This window comes from Actinospineispora eucalypti, assembly GCF_039543365.1.
Classification (GTDB): domain Bacteria; phylum Actinomycetota; class Actinomycetes; order Mycobacteriales; family Pseudonocardiaceae; genus Pseudonocardia; species Pseudonocardia eucalypti.
The window spans coordinates 544,831-561,484 of record NZ_BAABJP010000001.1; the positions used below are offsets into that span (position 1 = coordinate 544,831).

The window sequence follows — 16,654 nt, forward strand, 5'->3', positions numbered from 1 at the left end:
ATGTGCACCTACCTGACCGAGAAGATCGCCGTGGACGGCAGCGGGAAAGGCGCGCACGGCTGGTTCGCCGGCACGGAGGCGATCGTGTACGTGGATCACCCGGTGCACGCGCAGTACACCCACACGGTGAACGTGGACGTGCTGAACCCGGCGCTCGGTCCGTCCGCGCGGGTCGCCCTGGAGCTCACCGAGGAAACCGCGCTCGCGCTGGCCGACGCCATTCACCGGGCGATCGCGTCCGCCCCGTCCGGGCTGGCTTCAAAGGATCAGCCCTAGAAGCCGCTACGCGGTCGAGCCCCGGTTCGTGTGCCAGCGGTCCACGGCGGCCTGCACGGCGGCCTCGTCCTCGTCGGACTGGGCGCCGGAGGCGCCGGCCGCGCCCACGATGACTCCGCCCTCGGTCACCAGAATCCCGCCGGCGCGCGGGACGAAGTCGCCGCTGTTCAGGTGCTGCAGGCCGGCGATGATCCCCGGCGGAAGCTTGTCGGTGAGCCCGGACGGCTTCAGCGCGCGCAGCGCGGTGCGGGCCTTGGCCACGGCCATCCGGCTGGTCAGCGGCATGCCGCCGTCCGCGCGGCGGAGCGCGATCACCTCGCCGGCGACGTCGATCACGGCCACCGCCAGGGGTGCGAAACCGCGCTCGGCGCCGACGTCCAGTGCGGTCCGTACCAACTGGTCGGCGTCGGCGAGGGTCAGTCCGGGGAGGCGGGGAGTGTCGGTCACGCGACCGACGCTACGGGAGCGTTATCAGCCGAGCGCGCCGGCCATTGTCTGCGTGTCGGCGAGCAGGTGCAGCAGGCCGGGGGCACCCTCGTGGTGGAACCACTCGGTGCGGTAGCCGGCGGCGAACGCGTCGGCCGGCAGCCGGCCGGGGTCGACCTGGCTGGCGTGCGCCATGATCGCGTCCCGCTTGCTGGCCAGCTCGCCGGCATCGCCGGTGACCGCCAGGGTGATCTCCTCGCCGGCCCGCCCGAAGCTGACCCCGGCCGATGCCGCCGCCGCGTGGACCAGGTGTTCGCCGGGCAGCCGGTCCCGGTCCACGGTGATCCGGTAGCCGACCGCGCCGGTCAGCTCGGCGGCGCCCGCGCCGATGCTGTGGGTGGCCCGGTGGTCCGGGTGCCCGTATACACCCTGTATATCGTCGTAGATCAGCGTGCCGGCGCCCTCTTCCTGGGCCAGCTCGGCGACCTGGCGGGCCAGCCGGTCGTGGTCGGCGGCGGCCAGCGCGAGCGGGTGGTTGTGGCTGGCCCAGCCGGGCAGCCCGGAGTCCCGCCGGCCGAGCAGCACCAGTCGCTCGACGCCCAGCGTGGCGGCGGCCAGCTCCAGCTCGGCGATCCGCCGCGCGGCCACCGTCTCGCCGTCGTCCAGGGGTAGGCGGGAGGAACCCAGCTCGCCGGCGGTGGCCAGCACCAGCACCACCCGGGCGCCCGCGTCGGCCAGCCGGCGCAGCGTGATGCCGGTGAAGATTGCTTCGTCGTCGGGGTGCGCGTGCAGGGCCAGAACGGTCTGACCGCGAAGATCCGCGAGGTTGTGCATTTTTGAGGTGATCCGATGCGCCGAGGCCGCGCCGACGCGGCCGAACTGTCAGGGGGAGGTCAGATGCAGCGACAGCTGCGACAGCACCCCAGACAGCGACAGCTCAGCGTGCGGCTGTCGGCAACGTTGATCACGTCGACCATTATGCCAGGCGCTGGTGGCGGTCGGACAATAGGGCTGACCCTACGGCTGACGCCATCACCTCGCCGAGCAGCACCGGCACCGCGTTGCCCAGCTGGCGCATCTGCTCACCGCGCGGCCCGGCCAGCCACCAGTGGTCGGGGAAGGTCATGATCCGGGCCACCTCGCGCACGGTCAGGTAGCGGATCGAACCGTCGTCGCGGCGCAGCACCGACTCGCCGCCGGGCACCCCGTGCACGCCCGCCTTGACCGTCTTGGCCGGCCGGTCCAGCTCGTTCGGCGTGTGACCCCGGTAGACCCGCGCGCCCGGCCAGCCGAAGTGGTGCAGCCAGTCCGGGTGCTCGATCCGGTCGCCCACGGGTTCGGGCAGGTCGGCGGTGGCGTCGCGCAGGGTCCGCCACGGGGTGCGCGGGCCGCCCCGCTCGGCCGGCTGTGCCGGAGCAGCCGACTCGGAGTGCGCCGGATCGGCCGGCACGAGCCGTCCGGGACCGGCCGACACGAGTCCTCCGGGACCAGCCGGCACGAGCCGTCCGGGACCGGCCGACACGAGTCCTCCGGGACCAGCCGACACGAGCCTTCCCGGATCCGCGAGTCGGCGTTCCCGGCACACCGGGTCGACGCTCCCGGCACCTTGAGCCGACAGACCCGACCCACCGGGTCGGCGGAGGTGGTGGCGGGTCCAGTACGTGCCGTCGGTTTGGGTGGCCAGGAGGGCGGACTCGGAGTGGGTGGGTCCCGGGGGTGCCCAGGTGGTTAGGGCCAGGTCGCGGCGGAACGCGATGACGAAGACGCGGTGGCGGATTTGGGGGACGCCGTAGTCGGCGGCGTTCACCGGAAGGCAGAAGACGTCGTAGCGCTCGGTGTCGTCGCCGTTCGCCCGGGCCAGGGCCTTGGTCAGCCGTTGGTCGTGGTCGCGCCAGTCCTCGCCGTCCACCCGTCGCTCGAACGGCAGCGCCAGCTCCCGCAGGATGTACTCGTAGTACGGCCGGAAGGACGGCCGCAGCAGGCCGCGCACGTTCTCCGCGATCACCGCGCGCGGCCGGGTCTGCCGCACGCAGCGGAACAGCTCCGGCCACAGGTTGCGTGGGTCGTCGTAGCCCCGGTGCGCGCCGCCGAGGCTCCACGGCTGGCAGGGCACCCCGCCGGCGACCACGTCGACCTTGCCGGCCAGCGGCGCGAAGTCCAGCTCGCGCACGTCGCCGGGCACCAGCGGCCAGTCCCCGGCGTTTCCGCGCAGCGTTTCGCAGGCCCGCCGCTCCAGCTCGTTCACCAGCAGGTGCCGGAACCCGGTCCGGTGCATCGCGTACGCCAGCCCGCCGCCGCCGCTGAACAGCTCCACGCTGGTCAACCCGGGCTCCGCCACAGCTAGGGACCATACCCAGCGCGCCCATCGCCCCGGGCCGGTGCCCGGCGGCGGCCGTGCGCGAGAGTGCGCGATGCCGTGCCTCAGAGCGCGCGACCGCGTACCCAGATCCCCGACCCGCCGTACCCGGGTTCCCGATTCGACGTACCCGGATCACGGACTCGCCGTACCCAGATTCCCGACTCGCCGTACCCGGATCCCCGACTCACCGTGCACAAATCCCGACTCGCCGGGTGGGAAGGCCTGACTCACCGGGCGGGGCGGCCCGACTTGCCGGCTGGGAAGGCCTGACACACCGGGCTGAGAGGCGCGTTGACCGGGGTCGGGGGCCGCACCATGATGGGCCGACGCGACGGGTGTGGGAGGTATGGCCAATGGCGGTCGTCGAGACGGTGCGCGGGCCGGTGGAGCTGGACGCGCTGGGGACCACGCTGATGCACGAGCACGTTTTCGTGCTCACCCCGGACGTGATGCAGAACTACGGGCACGAGTGGTGGGACGAGGAAGAGCGCGTCCAGGACGCCATCCAGAAACTGCGCGCGCTCAAGGACGCCGGCGTGGACACCATCGTCGACCCGACCGTGGTCGGCCTCGGCCGGTACATCCCCCGCGTGCAGCGGGTGAACGCCGAGGCGAACATCAACATCGTCGCCGCCACCGGGCTGTACACCTTCGATCACCTGCCGCACTACTTCCACTACCGCGGCCCCGAGACGTTGCTCGGTGGCCCGGAGCTGCTGACCGAGATGTTTGTCGCGGACATCGAGCAGGGCATCGCCGGCACCGACGTGAAGGCCGCGTTCCTGAAGTGCGTGGTCGAGGAAGCCGGCCTCACGCCGGACCAGACGCGGGTGCAGGCGGCGATCTGTGACACGCACAAGCAGACCGGCGTGCCGATCACCGTGCACACCAACGCGGCGCTGCAGACCGGCCGACTGGCCATGGAGTTCTACGCCGACCACGGGGTGGACCTGACCAAGGTGGTCATCGGGCACGCCGGCGACTCGGACGACCTCGACTACCTCAAGTGGATCATGGATCAGGGTGCCACCATCGGGTGTGACCGGTTCGGGCTGGACATGTTCCTGCCCACCGAGCGCCGGGTCGCGGCCATCGCCAAGCTGTGCGCCCAGGGTTACGCCGACCGGATCGTGCTGGCCCACGACGCCGCCTGCTACATGGACTTCTTCTCCGGCGAGACCAGCCAGGCGATGCTGCGGGGCGCCGCACCGAACTGGCACTACCTGCACATCAGCCAGGACGTGCTGCCCGCGCTGCGCGAGCAGGGCGTCAGCGAGGAACAGATCACCACCATGCTGGTGGAGAACCCGCGCCGCTACTTCAGCGCCAAGTGAGCGTCGAGCCGCTACCGCGCGGGGACGCGCCGTTCGACACCAGCGGAATCCACCGTGACGCGACCGGTGTCGCGCACTACGCCGACCTGCCCCGTTCGCTGGTCGACATGTTCGCCACCAGCGTGCGGCGGGACCCGGATGCGGAGGCCCTGGTCGAGCTGGGCGAACCGACGGTCCGGCTGAGCTACGGGCAGCTGTGGGACCGGGCGGCCCGGGTGGCCGGCGGGCTGGCCGACGAGGGCGTGCGGCCCGGTGACCGGGTGGCCATCCTGCTGCCGGCCGGGGCGGACTGGGCGGTCGGGTTCCTGGGCATCCAGCTGGCCGGGGCGGTTGCGGTGCCGGTGAACACCCGGTTCGCCGCCTCGGAGGTCGAGTACGTGCTGTCCGACTCCGGCGCGGCGGTGGTGCTGCGCCCGGACCAGCCGCTGCCCGCCGGCCCGCCGACCGCCCACGACGACCGCTCGCTCGGCGACCTGGCCGCGATCTTCTACACCAGCGGTACCACCGGGTTCCCCAAGGGTGCGATGACCACCCAGGAGAACTTCCTGTCCAACATCGAGACCGCCATCCGGGTCACCGGCACCGACCGGGCCACCGGACACGAGCAGCGCGGGCTCATCTCGGTGCCGATGTTCCACGTGACCGGGTGCAACAGCCAGCTGCTGGTGTACCTGGCGCTGGGCGGGACCACGGTGGTGCTGCCGACGTTCAACGTGCGGGCGTTCCTGCGCGCCATCGTGGACGAGCGGATCAACCAGCTGACCACGGTGCCGGCGATCTACGCCCTGGCCATCGCACAGCCGGAGTTCGCCGCGCTCGACGTCGGCGCGGTGACCAAGGTTTCCTACGGCGGGGCGCCGATCGCGCCCGCTCTTGTGCGGCGACTCGGCGAAGCCTTTCCCAACGCCCGGCTGGGCAACGGCTTCGGCCTCACCGAGACCGCCTCGATCTCCACCTTCCTGCCGCACGAGTGGGCCGCCGAACACGCCGACTCGGTGGGCTTCGCCGCGCCGGTGGTGGATCTCGCGGTGGATGCGCCCGACCCGGCCGGGGTAGGCGAGCTGCTGATCCGGGGACCGAACGTGGTGGCCGGCTACTGGAACAAGCCGGACGCCACCGCCGTCGCCTTCCGGGACGGCTGGCTGCACACCGGCGACCTGGCCCGGGTGGATACGAAAGGGCTGGTCTACGTGGTCGACCGGGCCAAGGACATGATCAACCGGGGCGGCGAGAACGTCTACTCGGTCGAGGTGGAGAACGCGCTGGCCGGCGCGCCCGGGCTGGCCGAGGCGGCGGTGGTCGGGGTGCCGGATGAGGTGATGGGCGAGAAGGTCGGCGCGGTGCTGGTTCCCGTGCCCGGCGCTTCCCTGGATCCGGTCGAGGTAGTCGGGTACCTGGAGGGCCGGCTGGCCGACTTCAAGATTCCGCAGTACGTGGCGGTGCGGGACACCCCGCTGCCTCGCAACCCCGGCGGCAAGATCCTCAAGCGCGAGTTGCGCGAAAGCACCGACTGGGGTCCCCAGCTGCGCCGACGTTTCACGTGAAACACTTGTTCGAATGACTAGTTGGGTGCGGCCTCGATCAGGGAGAACGCGGACGGCGGGGGCAGCGAGGTCAAGCCGGTGACGGTGAAGCCGGCGCGGGCGCAGAGGCTCTCGAAGTCGGCCCGGGTGCGCTCCCGCCCGCCCACGTTGACCAGCATGTTCAGGTCGGACAGGTAGATCGTCGGGGGCAGGTCGCCGTCCACCACCTCGGGCAGCACCGGCTCGACGATGAACAGCCGGCCGCGTGCCGGGATCACCTGCCGGATGTGCCAGAGGATGGTGGCGCACCGGTCGTCGTCCCAGTCGTGGATGACGCTCTTCAGCAGGTAGAGGTCGGCGCCATCCGGGGCGGAGGCGAAGAAGTCACCGGTCACCGTGGCGCACCGGTCCGCCACTCCGGCCGCGGTGAGGGTCTGATCCGCCTGGGCCAGCCCCTCGGCGGTGTCGAACAGGATGCCGCGCACGCGTTTATGGGCCGCCAGCACCGAGGCGAGCAGCGTGCCGTCACCGCCGCCGATGTCGGCCACCGTGCTGAACCGGGCGAAGTCGTACGCCGTCGGCAGCTGCTGCGCGGTGAGTCGGGTGCCCTGCCGCATCGAGGCGTTGAACAGCCCGGACAGCTCCGGGTTCGCCTTGAGGTGGTCGAAGAAGCTCAGCCCGAAGACCCGGTCGAAGGTGGTCTCCCCGGTGAGCACGGCGGTGTCCAGCTCGCGCCAGGCGGCCAGCATTGCCGGGTCGCAGAACATCCGGACGAACGCGTGCACCGAGTCCGGCCGGTCGGTGCGCAGCAGGTGGCCGGCGTCGGTCAGGCGGAAATGGTCGGGCTTGGATTCGGTGACCACCTCGAGCGAGGCGAGCGCTCGCAGCAGCCGGGTGAGCGCGCCCGGATCGGCGCCGACCCGCCCGGCCAGTTCGGCACCGGTCCGTTCCTCGTCGCCGATCAGGTCGGCCAGCCCGAGGTTGGCGGTGGTGGCCACCACCTGCCCCGCCATGTGTCCGAAGACCAGGTCGACCAGCTTCTTCCGTTCCGCGATGCCCGTCACAGAACTTAGGCTACCCTAAGTTTGAGTCGTTCAGGTGGGCGTCCAGGTTGCCGATCACCGTCTCGTGGATCCGGCGCAGCCCGCCCGGCGCGAAGGTGCGCTCGAAGAAGCCGCCGACGCCGGTGGCGCCCTTCCACTTGGTGATCACCACGACGTTCGACTCGTTCTCGTCGTCGCGCGGATAGACCACCCAGCGGGTGACCATGCTGGAGTTCTGGTCGGATTCGATCAGGGCCGGGATGTCCGCGCTGGTGTCCTCGCTCACCTCGACCAACTGGTCCCGCACGCGTTTCGAGGTGGCCGCCAGCTTCCAGTGCACCTTGGTGCCCGGTCCCTGGCCGCCCTCGCGCACTTCGTACTCGCTGTAGTTCTCGGTCAGGATGGCCGGCCGGATCCCGGCGTAGTCGGCGAGCGCCGCGCGCACCCGCTCGGGTGTACCGCGCACCGTGCGGGACGCGGTCACGATCACGTCAGTCATGCCGCCATCCTGCCGCCCCGGCCAGCAGCCGGCGCACCGCCCACCGGAAGTCGTCCTCGCCGGGGTTTTCCGCGGTCTCGGCGGCGCCGGTGCCATGGCCGAACGGGTGCTTGTTCAGCAGGTGGCCCATCAGCAGTGGCCACAGCGCGCGGTAGGTCCGGCGGGCGTCCGGATCGTCGAGGCCGAGCGCGCGTAGCTGGTCCAGGCAGTGCCGGGTGATCGGCAGCGCCGCATCCGACCGGTAACCGCCGCCGCTGATCACCGGTGCGCCCCAGGGGTGCTCGGTGAGGTAGCGGTGCATGGCCAGCCACTGGTCGGTGACCGTGTGCAGCGGGTCCTCTCCCGGCGGAAGCAGGGGGTAGCCGCCGGCCAGGTCGTCGGCGAGCAGGGCGAGCAGCTCCGCGCGGTCCCTGATGTGCCGGTACAGCGAGGCCTGGCCGGTGTCCAGCTCGCCGGCCACCCGGCGCAGGGTCAGCTCGGCCAGCCCGTCGGCGTCCGCGATCCGGCGGGCCACCGCCACGATCGCGTCTCGGCTCAACCCGCGCCGGGAAGAGTGTCCGGTCCGGCGCTCACTCATCCGAGGTCGCTGGCTCTCGGCGGGCCGAGGGGGCTGGCGCTCGCCGACCCGAGGGGGCTGGACCCCGGCGGGCCGAGGGGGTTGGCGCTCGCCGACCCGAGGGGTTTGGGGTGGCCGGTTCTCGGCGGGCAGCGGGGCTTCTGGGTGGCCGGCGCCGGGGCACGGCTCCGGTCCGTCGATGTGGCCCGGTTCGTCTGCCGGGTTCCGGTGGTTGCGGCGCTGGGCGCGGCGTGGCTGTGGGTGTTCCCGGCTCCGGCGCGGTGTCACGGCTCGCATTTTCCTTGCGAACGGCGTTCGCGACTATTTAGGGTCAGCTAAGTAACTTGCGAACGGCGTTCGCGCGTGGGCAATCGGAGGGGCGAGAGATGACGTTGACCGAGCAGACGCCGGGTGAGCACCGAACGAAGCCGGTGTTCCTCGCGCTGGCGTTCGTGGTGCTGGCGTACGGCCTGCTGCAGACCATGATGGTGCCGACAGTGGCGCTGCTCGCGCGGAATCTGAACACCGGGCTGGCCGCCGCGTCCTGGGCGGTGCTCACTGCGCCGCTGCTCACCAGCGTGCTGGTTACTCCGCTGGTCGGCCTGCTCGCCGACCGGCTGGGCGCGCGCCGGGTGTTGACGGCCAGCCTGCTGGTCTACCTGGTCGGCATGGTGGGGTCCGGGCTGGCGCCGGGCATCGAGGTGCTGATCGGGTTCCGCGCGGTTCAGGGCATCGGCCTGGCCCTGGTGCCGCTCTCCTTCGTGCTGGCCGGCACCGCCCTGCCGCGGAACCGCGTGCCGGCCGGGTTGGCGTTGTGTTCCGGCCTGCTCACCGGGTCGGCCGGTGCCGGCCTGCTGCTCGGCGGGCTGCTCGCCGACCTGTTCTCCTGGCGCTGGATCTTCGTGCTGGGCGGGCTGGTCACGCTGGCCGCGCTCGGGCTGAGCCGCTGGGCGTTGCCGCTGGACCCTCGGCCCTCGACGCCGGCGCGGCCGCGGCCGACTCCGGTGCGGCAAAGATCGGCGCAGAGCGACGGGGCGTTGCATATTTCCACGCAGAGCAAAAGGGCGTTGCGTATTTCCACGCAGAGCCAGGGCGTGCCTCGGCGGACGAATCGGGTGCTGCTGATCTCCCACGGTGGGGCGCTGTTGCTCGGCGTGCACCAGTTCCTCTGCTACCAACTGGTCCCCGGGCTGTCCCAGCTCGGACCGGAGCACGGCGGCTTCGGCACCACGGTGACCGGGGCCGCACTGATCCTGCTGCCCGGCACGCTGATCACCATGCCGGCCAGTTGGGCGGCCGAACCGGTGGCCCGGCGCCTCGGCCTGGCCGCGCCGCTGGTGCTGGGCTTGGTCACCGCCGCACTGGCCACCGCCTCGCTCGCCGCCTGGCACGCGGAGATCTGGCAGGTGGTGGCCGGTTACCTGGTGTGCAGTGTCGGTTACGGGCTGGCCATGGCCGCCCTGCCGCGCATGGTCATCCGGGCCAGCACCGCGACCGGCAGCGGCGGCGCGAACGGCGCCAACACCGTCGCGCGCGTCCTCGGCGGCGCACTGGGCAGCCAGCTGGCCGTGCTCACCATGACCGCCGAGAGCTTCGCCCTCGGCTTCCTCCTGGCCACGGCCGCCGCTGCCGCGGGCGTACTCGTCGCCTCCCTCGCGGCCGGCCGCGGCTAGGCCTCTCGAACATCGAGTGGTTGCGGCGGCGCGCGGCGTTCAGGAGCGACCCGGTCTCAGAGCAGGCGCCAGGCCTCCTCCAGTGCGCCTCGCAGGATGGCGGTGATCTCGTCGAACTCCCGCTGGCCGCAGATGAGGGGAGGGGACACCTGGATCACCGGTTCGGCGCGGTCGTCGGTGCGGCAGTACAGCCCGCCCCCGAACAGCGCCCGGGACAGGTGTCCCCGCAGCACCCGCTCCGACTCGGCGGGGGTGAACGTCTCCTTGGTGGCCTTGTCCTTCACCAGTTCCACCGCGTAGAAGTAGCCGGCGCCGCGCACCTCGCCCACGATGGGCAGGTCGAGCAGTGTGTCGAGGGTGGACCGGAACGCCGCTTCGTGCGAGCGCACGTGGGCGTAGAGGCCCTCGCGTTCGATCAGGTCCAGGTTGGCCAGCGCGACCGCGCAGGACACCGGGTGCCCGCCGTAGGTGGAGCCGTGCATGAAGGTGTTGCTGCCCCGGGTGAACGGCTCCATCAGTCGCTCGCTGGCCAGCACCGCACCCAGCGGGGCGTAACCCGAGGTCAGGCCCTTCGCGGTGGTGATCATGTCTGGCTGGTAGCCGTACCGGCGGGCGCCGAAGTCGTAGCCCAGCCGGCCGAACGCACAGATCACCTCGTCGGAGACCAGCAGCACGTCGTGCCGGTCGCAGATCTCCCGCACCCGCTCGAAGTAGCCGGGCGGCGGCGGGAAGCAGCCGCCGGTGTTCTGCACCGGTTCCAGGAAGACCGCCGCCACCGTGTCCGCGCCCTCGAACTCGATCGCCTGCTCGATCTGGTCGGCGGCCCACCGGCCGTACGCCGCGTAGTCGTCGGCGAACACCGGCGCGCGGTAGAAGTTGGTGTTCGGCACCCGCAGTGAGCTGGGCACCAGCGGCTCGAAGTCGGCCTTGGCGGCCGGGATGCCGGTGATCGACAGCGCGCCCTGCGAGGTGCCGTGGTAGGCCATCGCCCGGCTGATCACCTTGTGCTTGGTGGGCTTGCCGGTGAGCTTGAAGTACTGCTTGGCCAGCTTCCACGCGGTCTCCACCGACTCTCCGCCGCTGACCGTGAAGAACACCCGGTTCAGGTCACCCGGGGCGTCGTTGGCCAGCCGCTCGGCCAGCTCGATGGCCGGTGGCGTGGCGTGCGACCAGAGCGGGAAGTAGGACAGCTGGCGGATCTGCCGCGCGGCCGCCTCGGCCAGCTCCTCCCTGCCGTGCCCGACCTGCACGGTGAACAGCCCGGACAGTCCGTCCAGGTACCGCTTGCCGTCGGCGTCCCAGACGTACGCGCCCTCGCCGCGGGCGATGACCGGCACCGGGTCCTCGGCGAACCCGGAGTGCCGGGTGAAGTGCATCCACAGGTGCTCGTGCGCCGCGCGGGCCAGTCCGGCGGAGGAGGTCGAGGCGGCTAGATCGGACAGAGTCATGGCTACCGTTATGACACAGCGCCGCCCAACCAGGCAAGCGGATCAGTTGCGGAACAAGATTTTTCAAACTAATTTAGCGATTGTGCGGCACGAAAACTACGGAATCCGTTGCGCTTCCGGCTTGCTCCACTGGTAGGTCTGTTTCCGCAGCTTGAGGTAGATCAACGTCTCCACGCGGCTCACCCCGGGCACCGCGCGGACCCGGTTGGAGACCAGGTCCAGCAGCGCCTCGTCGTCCGCGCAGACCACCTCGCAGAGCAGGTCGTACCGGCCCGCGCAGAGCACCACGTAGGCGATCTCGTCCAGCTCGGCCAGCGCGTCCGCGACCGGTTCCAGCGGGCCGTCCACGTTGATAACCATCATGGCCTGCCGAAACAGCCCCACCTGCAGTGGATCGGACACCGCGACGATCTGGATCACGCCGGAGTCGGCCAGCCGCTGTACCCGCTGGCGCACCGCCGCCTCGGAGAGGCCGACCGCCTTGCCGATGGTCGCGTAGGCCCGCCGGCCGTCCTCCTGCAGCTGGGTGATGATCCCCTTGTTGATCTCGTCCAGGAGCGGTGGTTTCACGTTCGGTTCGGGGGCGTTCATGGCGGCGATCCTGCCACGAAAGCGATCGTCTTCAAGTCATTGACGACGGATTTCGTTGATTTTCCATCGTTGACAGTGCGGATTCGGTGTTGTTCCATCCCCGGCAGTCGCTGTCGCCCAATGGAGGGACGCACCGCCATGCCGGAAGCCGAAACCCGGGCGGATGCGCCCGCTCCCGTACCGCCCAGCACCCGGCCGCTGTCCCGCTCCATCGGCGTCGGCGGCGGCACCCTGCTCACGCTGAGCTGCGTGACGCCGGCCTCGTCGCTGTTCGTCATCGTCCCGCCGTTGCTGGGCACGCTGGGCAACGGCACCGCGCTGGCCATCGCGCTGGCCGTGGTGCTGTGCATCGGCTGCACGTTCTGCTACTCGGAGCTCGGCACGCTGGTGCCCAGCTCGGGCGGCGAGTACGCGATGGTCAGCACGGTGCTGAACCGGTTCGCCGGCTGGATGACGCTGGCCATCTCCATGATCGTGGTGCTGGTGGTGCCGCCGATCATCGCCATCGGCGTGGCCGAGTACCTGCGCCCGGTTCTGGACGTCGACCCTTCGGTCGCCGGTGCCGTGGTGATGCTGGCGTCCACGCTGATGGGCCTGCTCAACCTGCGGGCCAACGCGTGGATCACCGGGACCTTCCTGCTGATCGAGATCGGCGCCATCGCGGTGGTCTGCTGGTTGGGCTTCGGGCACGCGGTGCGGCCGCCGAGCGTGTTGCTCCCTGGTGCACTGGGTGGCGACTATTCGCTGGTCACCGTGGTCGCCGGGCTGGCCGTAGCGCTGTTCGTGACCCAGGGCTTCAGCACCAGCGTCTACCTGGCGGAGGAGATGCGCGAGCCGCGCCGGACCGTCGTCCGCACCATGCTCTGGACGCTCGGCATCAGCTCGCTGGCCCTGCTCGCGCCGGTGGTAGCGATCACCCTCGGCGCGCCCGACGACGCCGCGCTGGCCCAGGGCGACCTCACCGGCATGGTGGTCGGCTGGAGCTCGCCGGCGGTCGGCGTGGCGATCAGCCTGTGCATCGCGCTGGCCATCATCAACGCGGCGATCGTGATGGTGATCCAGAACTCCCGGGTGGTGTACGCCTCGGCCCGCGATGCCACCTGGCCGGATCCGGTGAACCGGGCGCTGGGCCAGGTCAGCCGCCGGTTCGGCTCGCCGTGGGCGGCCACCATGGTGGTCGGGTTGAGCGAGACGGTGCTGTGCTTCGTGCCGGTGGAGACGCTCACCGGCGTGACCGGGGTGGCGGTCGTCGCGCTGTACCTGATGGTCGCGGTGGCCTGCCTGCGCAGCCGATCCTCCGCCTCGGACACCCGCCCGGACGTGTGGCGGATGCCCTGGTGGCCGGCCGTCCCGCTGGTGGTGATCGCCGCGCTGGCCTACGTGCTGGTCGAGCAGAGCGCGCTGGACCTGGGCATCACCGCCGCCGTGCTGCTCGCCGCCGCGCTGTACTGGTGGGGCTACCTGCGCCGGCACCCGGACCGATGGTCGGTCACCGTCCCGACCGACTAGCAGGAGGTCGGCGCCCTGTTTCGGGCGGTGAGCGCGGTGTGGGCACCTCTTCGGTGGTCCCGGAATTCACTTGCCGGTTCCGGCATAAAAACGGCGTCCTCTATGCCGGAAGCGGCAAGTACTTTCCCGACGGCTGGCATTGGGAAGCGGCTGAAGAATGCTTTCCGAAGATCGAACAGCTCTCAGCCAAACCCTCGCCATGTCGATGTCGCGGTTAATTGTGGCTATCGGGGGTATAGCCTCCGCCATAGCTGAACCGCGTGACCCATCTCGTGGACGGCCACGTTCCGCTTCTGGTCGGTGGTACTGGATCTCCCCACCGACGGTGTATCCGCCCTTCTCGACGGCGTCGAAGTTTGCCGTCGTCCCCGTTGTCCACCGTGGTCGTGGACACGCAGTTCGACCCGGCCGGGCAGGCGTCGACAAGGTGAACTTTTATGCAAGGACTCTTGTTCCACCTTTCCGCCATTCCGGGGTTATCCCGGAGACATCGAAGTACACATTCACATTGCCCGGACCGGTGCGTTTCCAGGGCACTTGTTCATCATCGGGGTCCTGGTCCAGGAGTTTGGTCATGCCGGCCGGTTTGACGCACTCCGATGCCGGAGGTGCATCGTTCGGGACGATGATTGCCACCGTCAGAATGGCGAGGCCGTATGGAATGCGCACAGCTTTCCCTCGAGGTTATCGGCTAGCCCAGGGCGCGGCCGGCCGGGCGGGTGATGCCGACCAGGTTGGCCCGCTTGATCGGGCCGACCTTGACCACCTCGCCGCGCTGCGGGGCGTCGATCATGCGCGTGGCGCTGACGGCGACGCCGACGTGCGTGACGGACTTCGGGCCGCCGCCGAAGAAGACCAGGTCGCCGGCCCGGATGGGCTCCTCCTCGGGTATCCGGGGGCCGGCCTCGAACTGCGCCTGTGCGGTGCGGGGCAGCCGCACCCCGGCGGACGCGTACGCCTTCATCACCAGGCCGGAACAGTCGAACCCGCCGTCGTCCGGGCCGTTGCCGCCCCACACGTACGGGGTGCCGAGCTGCTCGTGGGCGAACGCCAGCGCCACGTCCGCCGCCGGCCTGGCGGCCGTGCCGCGCAGGCAGACCACCTCCTCCGGGTTGCCGGTGAGGATCGCGGCGCGCAGGTCGGCCGGGTTGCTGACCTCCCGCGTGCACGCCCCGGTGGCCTCCTCGACCGGGGTCAGCGCCGGATCCGGCGCCGCCGCGTCGGGCGCCGCCGCCTCGGGTGCCGTCCCGTCCGGTGCCGCGGCGTCGGGTGGTCGGGCTTCCGGCCCGGGGTCGTCCGGTGCCTGCGCGTCGGGTGCCGCCAGGCCGGGTGCCGTCCCGTCCGGTCCGAGGGCGCCCGGTGCCGCGGCGTCGGCGCCGTGCGGGGCGGCCTCCCGTGCGGCGGCGGGTCGGTGCGCCGGGGTGCCGCTCTCCCAGGCTTCCGCGCCGGACGGCTCGACCGGCCCGGAGCCGGGTCTCGGAACCGGCCCGGGTGCGGCGTGCACGGAGGGTTCCGACGGGGCGAGAACACCGGTGCTGACCAGCACACATACCGTCACTGCGGTGCATATCGCGCCGCCGGCGGCGATCTTGCCGGCCGGGCCTTCCCGCCGGGGCCGGTACTCGGCGTACCCCGCGACGCCCCGCTGACCGGCCCTGCCCATGGCGCCATGCCACCCCGTGGCCGCCGGGCGCCGGGCCGGATCCGGCGTGATCGTGTGCTATCGCGAACCGATCACGCGCCGCTGGCGGCCAGCCGTTCGGCGGCCTGGCGAGCCACCCGGTCGAACAGCGCGGTGGTCCCGGCGGGGTCCTGGCCGTGCACCGACGCCGCCACCGAGGAGACCACCGATCCCCGGGCGAAGTAGCCGATGCAGACGTAGCCGGCCGCCTCCGCCAACGAGGTCGGCGGCGGCTGTTTCTGCTGGCACATTGCCCACTGCGCGTCCACCCCGGGGACCGTCGGGAGCACCGGCTCGGTGGCGATCACGTACCGGTTGCCGCCGGACAGCCAGGGGTTGCACTGGGCGCGGGTGGTGTCCCGGACGGCGTCGATGACCTTGGCACCGGTGTCGCCCTGGTAGCTCAGCACGTGGTGGATGATCTCCCCGTGCGGCGGGCTGGCCCGGTCCAGCCACTGGACGCCGTAGGCGTTGGCGATGCGTGAGTCGGCGCCGATGCGCAGGCCGTTGCAGTTGGTCAGCGTGTAGCCCTCGGCGGAGAACTCGCCGGGGCTCTCCAGCGGCAGGTCCACGGCCTGGTCGGTCAGTGCGGCGGCCAGCACGGTGGCCTTCGCGGTGGGCCTCGGCGCCGGTGCGGGTACCGGCGGTGCGGACTGGGCCGGGGGGAGCGCCGTGCCGGGCGGCGGGGGTGCCGCGTCCCGCCGGCCCAGCCAGATCACCACGGCCAGCAGGAGCAGGGCGATCACGGACAGCGCGACCAGCGCCACGGTGGACCAGGACGGCCGCCGCCGCCCCGCCCGGGCCTCGGACGCCGACCAGTGCGCCAGCCGTTGGGCGAACTGCGCGGCGGTCGGCCGCTTCTCGGGTTTCCGGGCCAGGCAGGGGCGCAGCTCGGTGCGCAGTCGGTCGGGCAGGCCGGACAGGTCGGGATCGCCGTCGCTGACCCGCCGCAGCATCGCCACCGGGCTCGGGGCGTAGCCGAACGGCCCCTCCCCGGTAGCCGCGAAGGTCAGCACCGAGGCCAGCGAGAACACGTCCGAGGGCGGCCCGCTGTCCTCGCCCCTGGCCTGCTCGGGCGACATGTACGCCGGGGTGCCGATGGACAGCCCGGTGTGCGTGATGCGGGTGGTGTCGGCGGCCCGGGCGATGCCGAAGTCGAGCAGCCGGGGGCCGTCGTCGGCCAGCAACACGTTGGACGGCTTCACGTCGCGGTGGATCAGCCCGGTGGCGTGCAGCGCGGCCAGCGCCTCGGCCAGCCGCTGGCCCAGCGCGCCCACCGACACCTCGGGCAGGGGGCCGGCGCGGACCGCCTGCTCCAGCGAGGGGCCGGCCACGTAGTCGGTGGCCATCCACGGCCGGGGGGCGTTCGGGTCCGCGTCGAGCAGCACGACGGTCCACGGCGCGCGCACCCGGGCCGCGATGTCGACCTCCCTGGCGAACCTCTGGCGGAACTCCGGGTTGGCCAGGAGGGAGTCGTGGACGACCTTCACCGCCGCCAGCCGGCCCCGCCCGTCGCGGCCGAGGAAGACCTGCCCCATGCCGCCGGTTCCCAGGCGTCCCAGCAACCGGTAGGGACCGACGTTCGCCGGGTCACCGGTCTGCAGCGGGTCCACGCGGAGACATTCTGCGTCATCGCCCGCCGGCCGTCCGTCTGGACAGAAAATGTGATCTCAGACACACATGGTCGTGCGCGGAACAAACCGTGCTTATCGAAACGATTCGATAGAGGTACGGGA

15 protein-coding genes are annotated in these 16,654 nt (G+C 71.4%); 5 read left to right on the top strand and 10 right to left on the bottom strand.

Going from position 1 to position 16,654, the window contains the following annotated elements; genetic code table 11:
• Positions 1-276, top strand: a complete 276-nt coding sequence (locus ABEB12_RS02620; RefSeq protein WP_185058766.1) for a DUF6295 family protein — start codon at positions 1-3, stop codon at positions 274-276.
• 6 nt (positions 277-282) lie between these two features.
• Here the strand turns inward: ABEB12_RS02620 and ABEB12_RS02625 are convergent, their stop codons facing one another.
• From ABEB12_RS02625 to ABEB12_RS02635, 3 genes are all read right to left on the bottom strand, one after another.
• Positions 283-723, bottom strand: coding sequence for a heme-binding protein (locus ABEB12_RS02625; RefSeq protein WP_185058767.1), 441 nt, complete (start codon positions 721-723; stop codon positions 283-285).
• Positions 724-747: 24 nt separating this feature from the next.
• The gene (locus ABEB12_RS02630) at positions 748-1,536 is read right to left on the bottom strand and encodes a PIG-L family deacetylase (RefSeq protein WP_185058768.1); all 789 of its coding nucleotides are present in this window, start codon (positions 1,534-1,536) and stop codon (positions 748-750) included.
• Positions 1,537-1,678: 142 nt separating this feature from the next.
• Positions 1,679-3,040, bottom strand: a complete 1,362-nt coding sequence (locus ABEB12_RS02635; protein WP_345702499.1) for a DNA cytosine methyltransferase — start codon at positions 3,038-3,040, stop codon at positions 1,679-1,681.
• Between the two features lie 374 nt (positions 3,041-3,414).
• Here ABEB12_RS02635 and ABEB12_RS02640 point away from each other — a divergent pair, with 374 nt between their 5' ends.
• A complete protein-coding gene (locus tag ABEB12_RS02640) occupies positions 3,415-4,395 on the top strand; it encodes a phosphotriesterase (protein ID WP_185058769.1) in 981 nt (326 codons plus the stop codon).
• On the top strand, positions 4,392-5,939 hold the full coding sequence (locus ABEB12_RS02645) for an AMP-binding protein (RefSeq protein ID WP_221497530.1): 1,548 nt from the start codon (positions 4,392-4,394) through the stop codon (positions 5,937-5,939). The genes ABEB12_RS02640 and ABEB12_RS02645 overlap by 4 nt, the downstream gene beginning before the upstream one ends.
• A gap of 17 nt (positions 5,940-5,956) precedes the next feature.
• Here the strand turns inward: ABEB12_RS02645 and ABEB12_RS02650 are convergent, their stop codons facing one another.
• From ABEB12_RS02650 to ABEB12_RS02660, 3 genes are read right to left on the bottom strand one after another with little or no spacing between them, the layout of a single operon-like run.
• Positions 5,957-6,982 (bottom strand): methyltransferase, encoded by a 1,026-nt coding sequence (locus tag ABEB12_RS02650; RefSeq protein ID WP_345702500.1) that lies wholly within the window; start codon positions 6,980-6,982, stop codon positions 5,957-5,959.
• 10 nt (positions 6,983-6,992) lie between these two features.
• Positions 6,993-7,460, bottom strand: coding sequence for an SRPBCC family protein (locus ABEB12_RS02655; RefSeq protein ID WP_185058770.1), 468 nt, complete (start codon positions 7,458-7,460; stop codon positions 6,993-6,995).
• Positions 7,453-8,037 (bottom strand): TetR family transcriptional regulator, encoded by a 585-nt coding sequence (locus ABEB12_RS02660; RefSeq protein WP_185058771.1) that lies wholly within the window; start codon positions 8,035-8,037, stop codon positions 7,453-7,455. The genes ABEB12_RS02655 and ABEB12_RS02660 overlap by 8 nt, the downstream gene beginning before the upstream one ends.
• A gap of 365 nt (positions 8,038-8,402) precedes the next feature.
• Here ABEB12_RS02660 and ABEB12_RS02665 point away from each other — a divergent pair, with 365 nt between their 5' ends.
• Entirely contained in the window at positions 8,403-9,689 is a 1,287-nt protein-coding gene (locus ABEB12_RS02665; RefSeq protein ID WP_185058772.1) for an MFS transporter, read from the top strand.
• A 56-nt stretch (positions 9,690-9,745) separates the two neighbouring features.
• Here the strand turns inward: ABEB12_RS02665 and ABEB12_RS02670 are convergent, their stop codons facing one another.
• Both ABEB12_RS02670 and ABEB12_RS02675 read right to left on the bottom strand, forming a co-directional pair.
• On the bottom strand, positions 9,746-11,137 hold the full coding sequence (locus tag ABEB12_RS02670) for an aspartate aminotransferase family protein (protein ID WP_185058773.1): 1,392 nt from the start codon (positions 11,135-11,137) through the stop codon (positions 9,746-9,748).
• A gap of 96 nt (positions 11,138-11,233) precedes the next feature.
• A complete protein-coding gene (locus tag ABEB12_RS02675) occupies positions 11,234-11,728 on the bottom strand; it encodes an Lrp/AsnC ligand binding domain-containing protein (RefSeq protein ID WP_185058774.1) in 495 nt (164 codons plus the stop codon).
• A gap of 138 nt (positions 11,729-11,866) precedes the next feature.
• On the opposite strand from ABEB12_RS02675, the gene ABEB12_RS02680 reads away from it, so the two are divergent.
• Entirely contained in the window at positions 11,867-13,237 is a 1,371-nt protein-coding gene (locus ABEB12_RS02680) for an amino acid permease (protein WP_185058775.1), read from the top strand.
• 691 nt (positions 13,238-13,928) lie between these two features.
• On the opposite strand, the gene ABEB12_RS02685 is transcribed toward ABEB12_RS02680, so the two are convergent.
• Together ABEB12_RS02685 and ABEB12_RS02690 are read right to left on the bottom strand one after the other, a co-directional pair.
• Positions 13,929-14,900, bottom strand: coding sequence for an NlpC/P60 family protein (locus ABEB12_RS02685; RefSeq protein ID WP_185058776.1), 972 nt, complete (start codon positions 14,898-14,900; stop codon positions 13,929-13,931).
• Between the two features lie 71 nt (positions 14,901-14,971).
• Entirely contained in the window at positions 14,972-16,531 is a 1,560-nt protein-coding gene (locus tag ABEB12_RS02690; RefSeq protein ID WP_185058777.1) for a protein kinase domain-containing protein, read from the bottom strand.
• Positions 16,532-16,654: the final 123 nt, after the last annotated feature.

Excerpts from the sequence above, each read along its gene's own strand:
- ABEB12_RS02620 (WP_185058766.1), top strand. The coding sequence starts at position 1 with ATGTGCACCTACCTGACCGAGAAGATCGCCGTGGACGGCAGCGGGAAA.
- ABEB12_RS02630 (WP_185058768.1), bottom strand. The coding sequence starts at position 1,536 with ATGCACAACCTCGCGGATCTTCGCGGTCAGACCGTTCTGGCCCTGCAC.
- ABEB12_RS02640 (WP_185058769.1), top strand. The coding sequence starts at position 3,415 with ATGGCGGTCGTCGAGACGGTGCGCGGGCCGGTGGAGCTGGACGCGCTG.
- ABEB12_RS02655 (WP_185058770.1), bottom strand. The coding sequence starts at position 7,460 with ATGACTGACGTGATCGTGACCGCGTCCCGCACGGTGCGCGGTACACCC.
- ABEB12_RS02660 (WP_185058771.1), bottom strand. The coding sequence starts at position 8,037 with ATGAGTGAGCGCCGGACCGGACACTCTTCCCGGCGCGGGTTGAGCCGA.
- ABEB12_RS02665 (WP_185058772.1), top strand. The coding sequence starts at position 8,403 with ATGACGTTGACCGAGCAGACGCCGGGTGAGCACCGAACGAAGCCGGTG.
- ABEB12_RS02670 (WP_185058773.1), bottom strand. The coding sequence starts at position 11,137 with ATGACTCTGTCCGATCTAGCCGCCTCGACCTCCTCCGCCGGACTGGCC.
- ABEB12_RS02675 (WP_185058774.1), bottom strand. The coding sequence starts at position 11,728 with ATGAACGCCCCCGAACCGAACGTGAAACCACCGCTCCTGGACGAGATC.
- ABEB12_RS02680 (WP_185058775.1), top strand. The coding sequence starts at position 11,867 with ATGCCGGAAGCCGAAACCCGGGCGGATGCGCCCGCTCCCGTACCGCCC.
- ABEB12_RS02685 (WP_185058776.1), bottom strand. The coding sequence starts at position 14,900 with ATGGGCAGGGCCGGTCAGCGGGGCGTCGCGGGGTACGCCGAGTACCGG.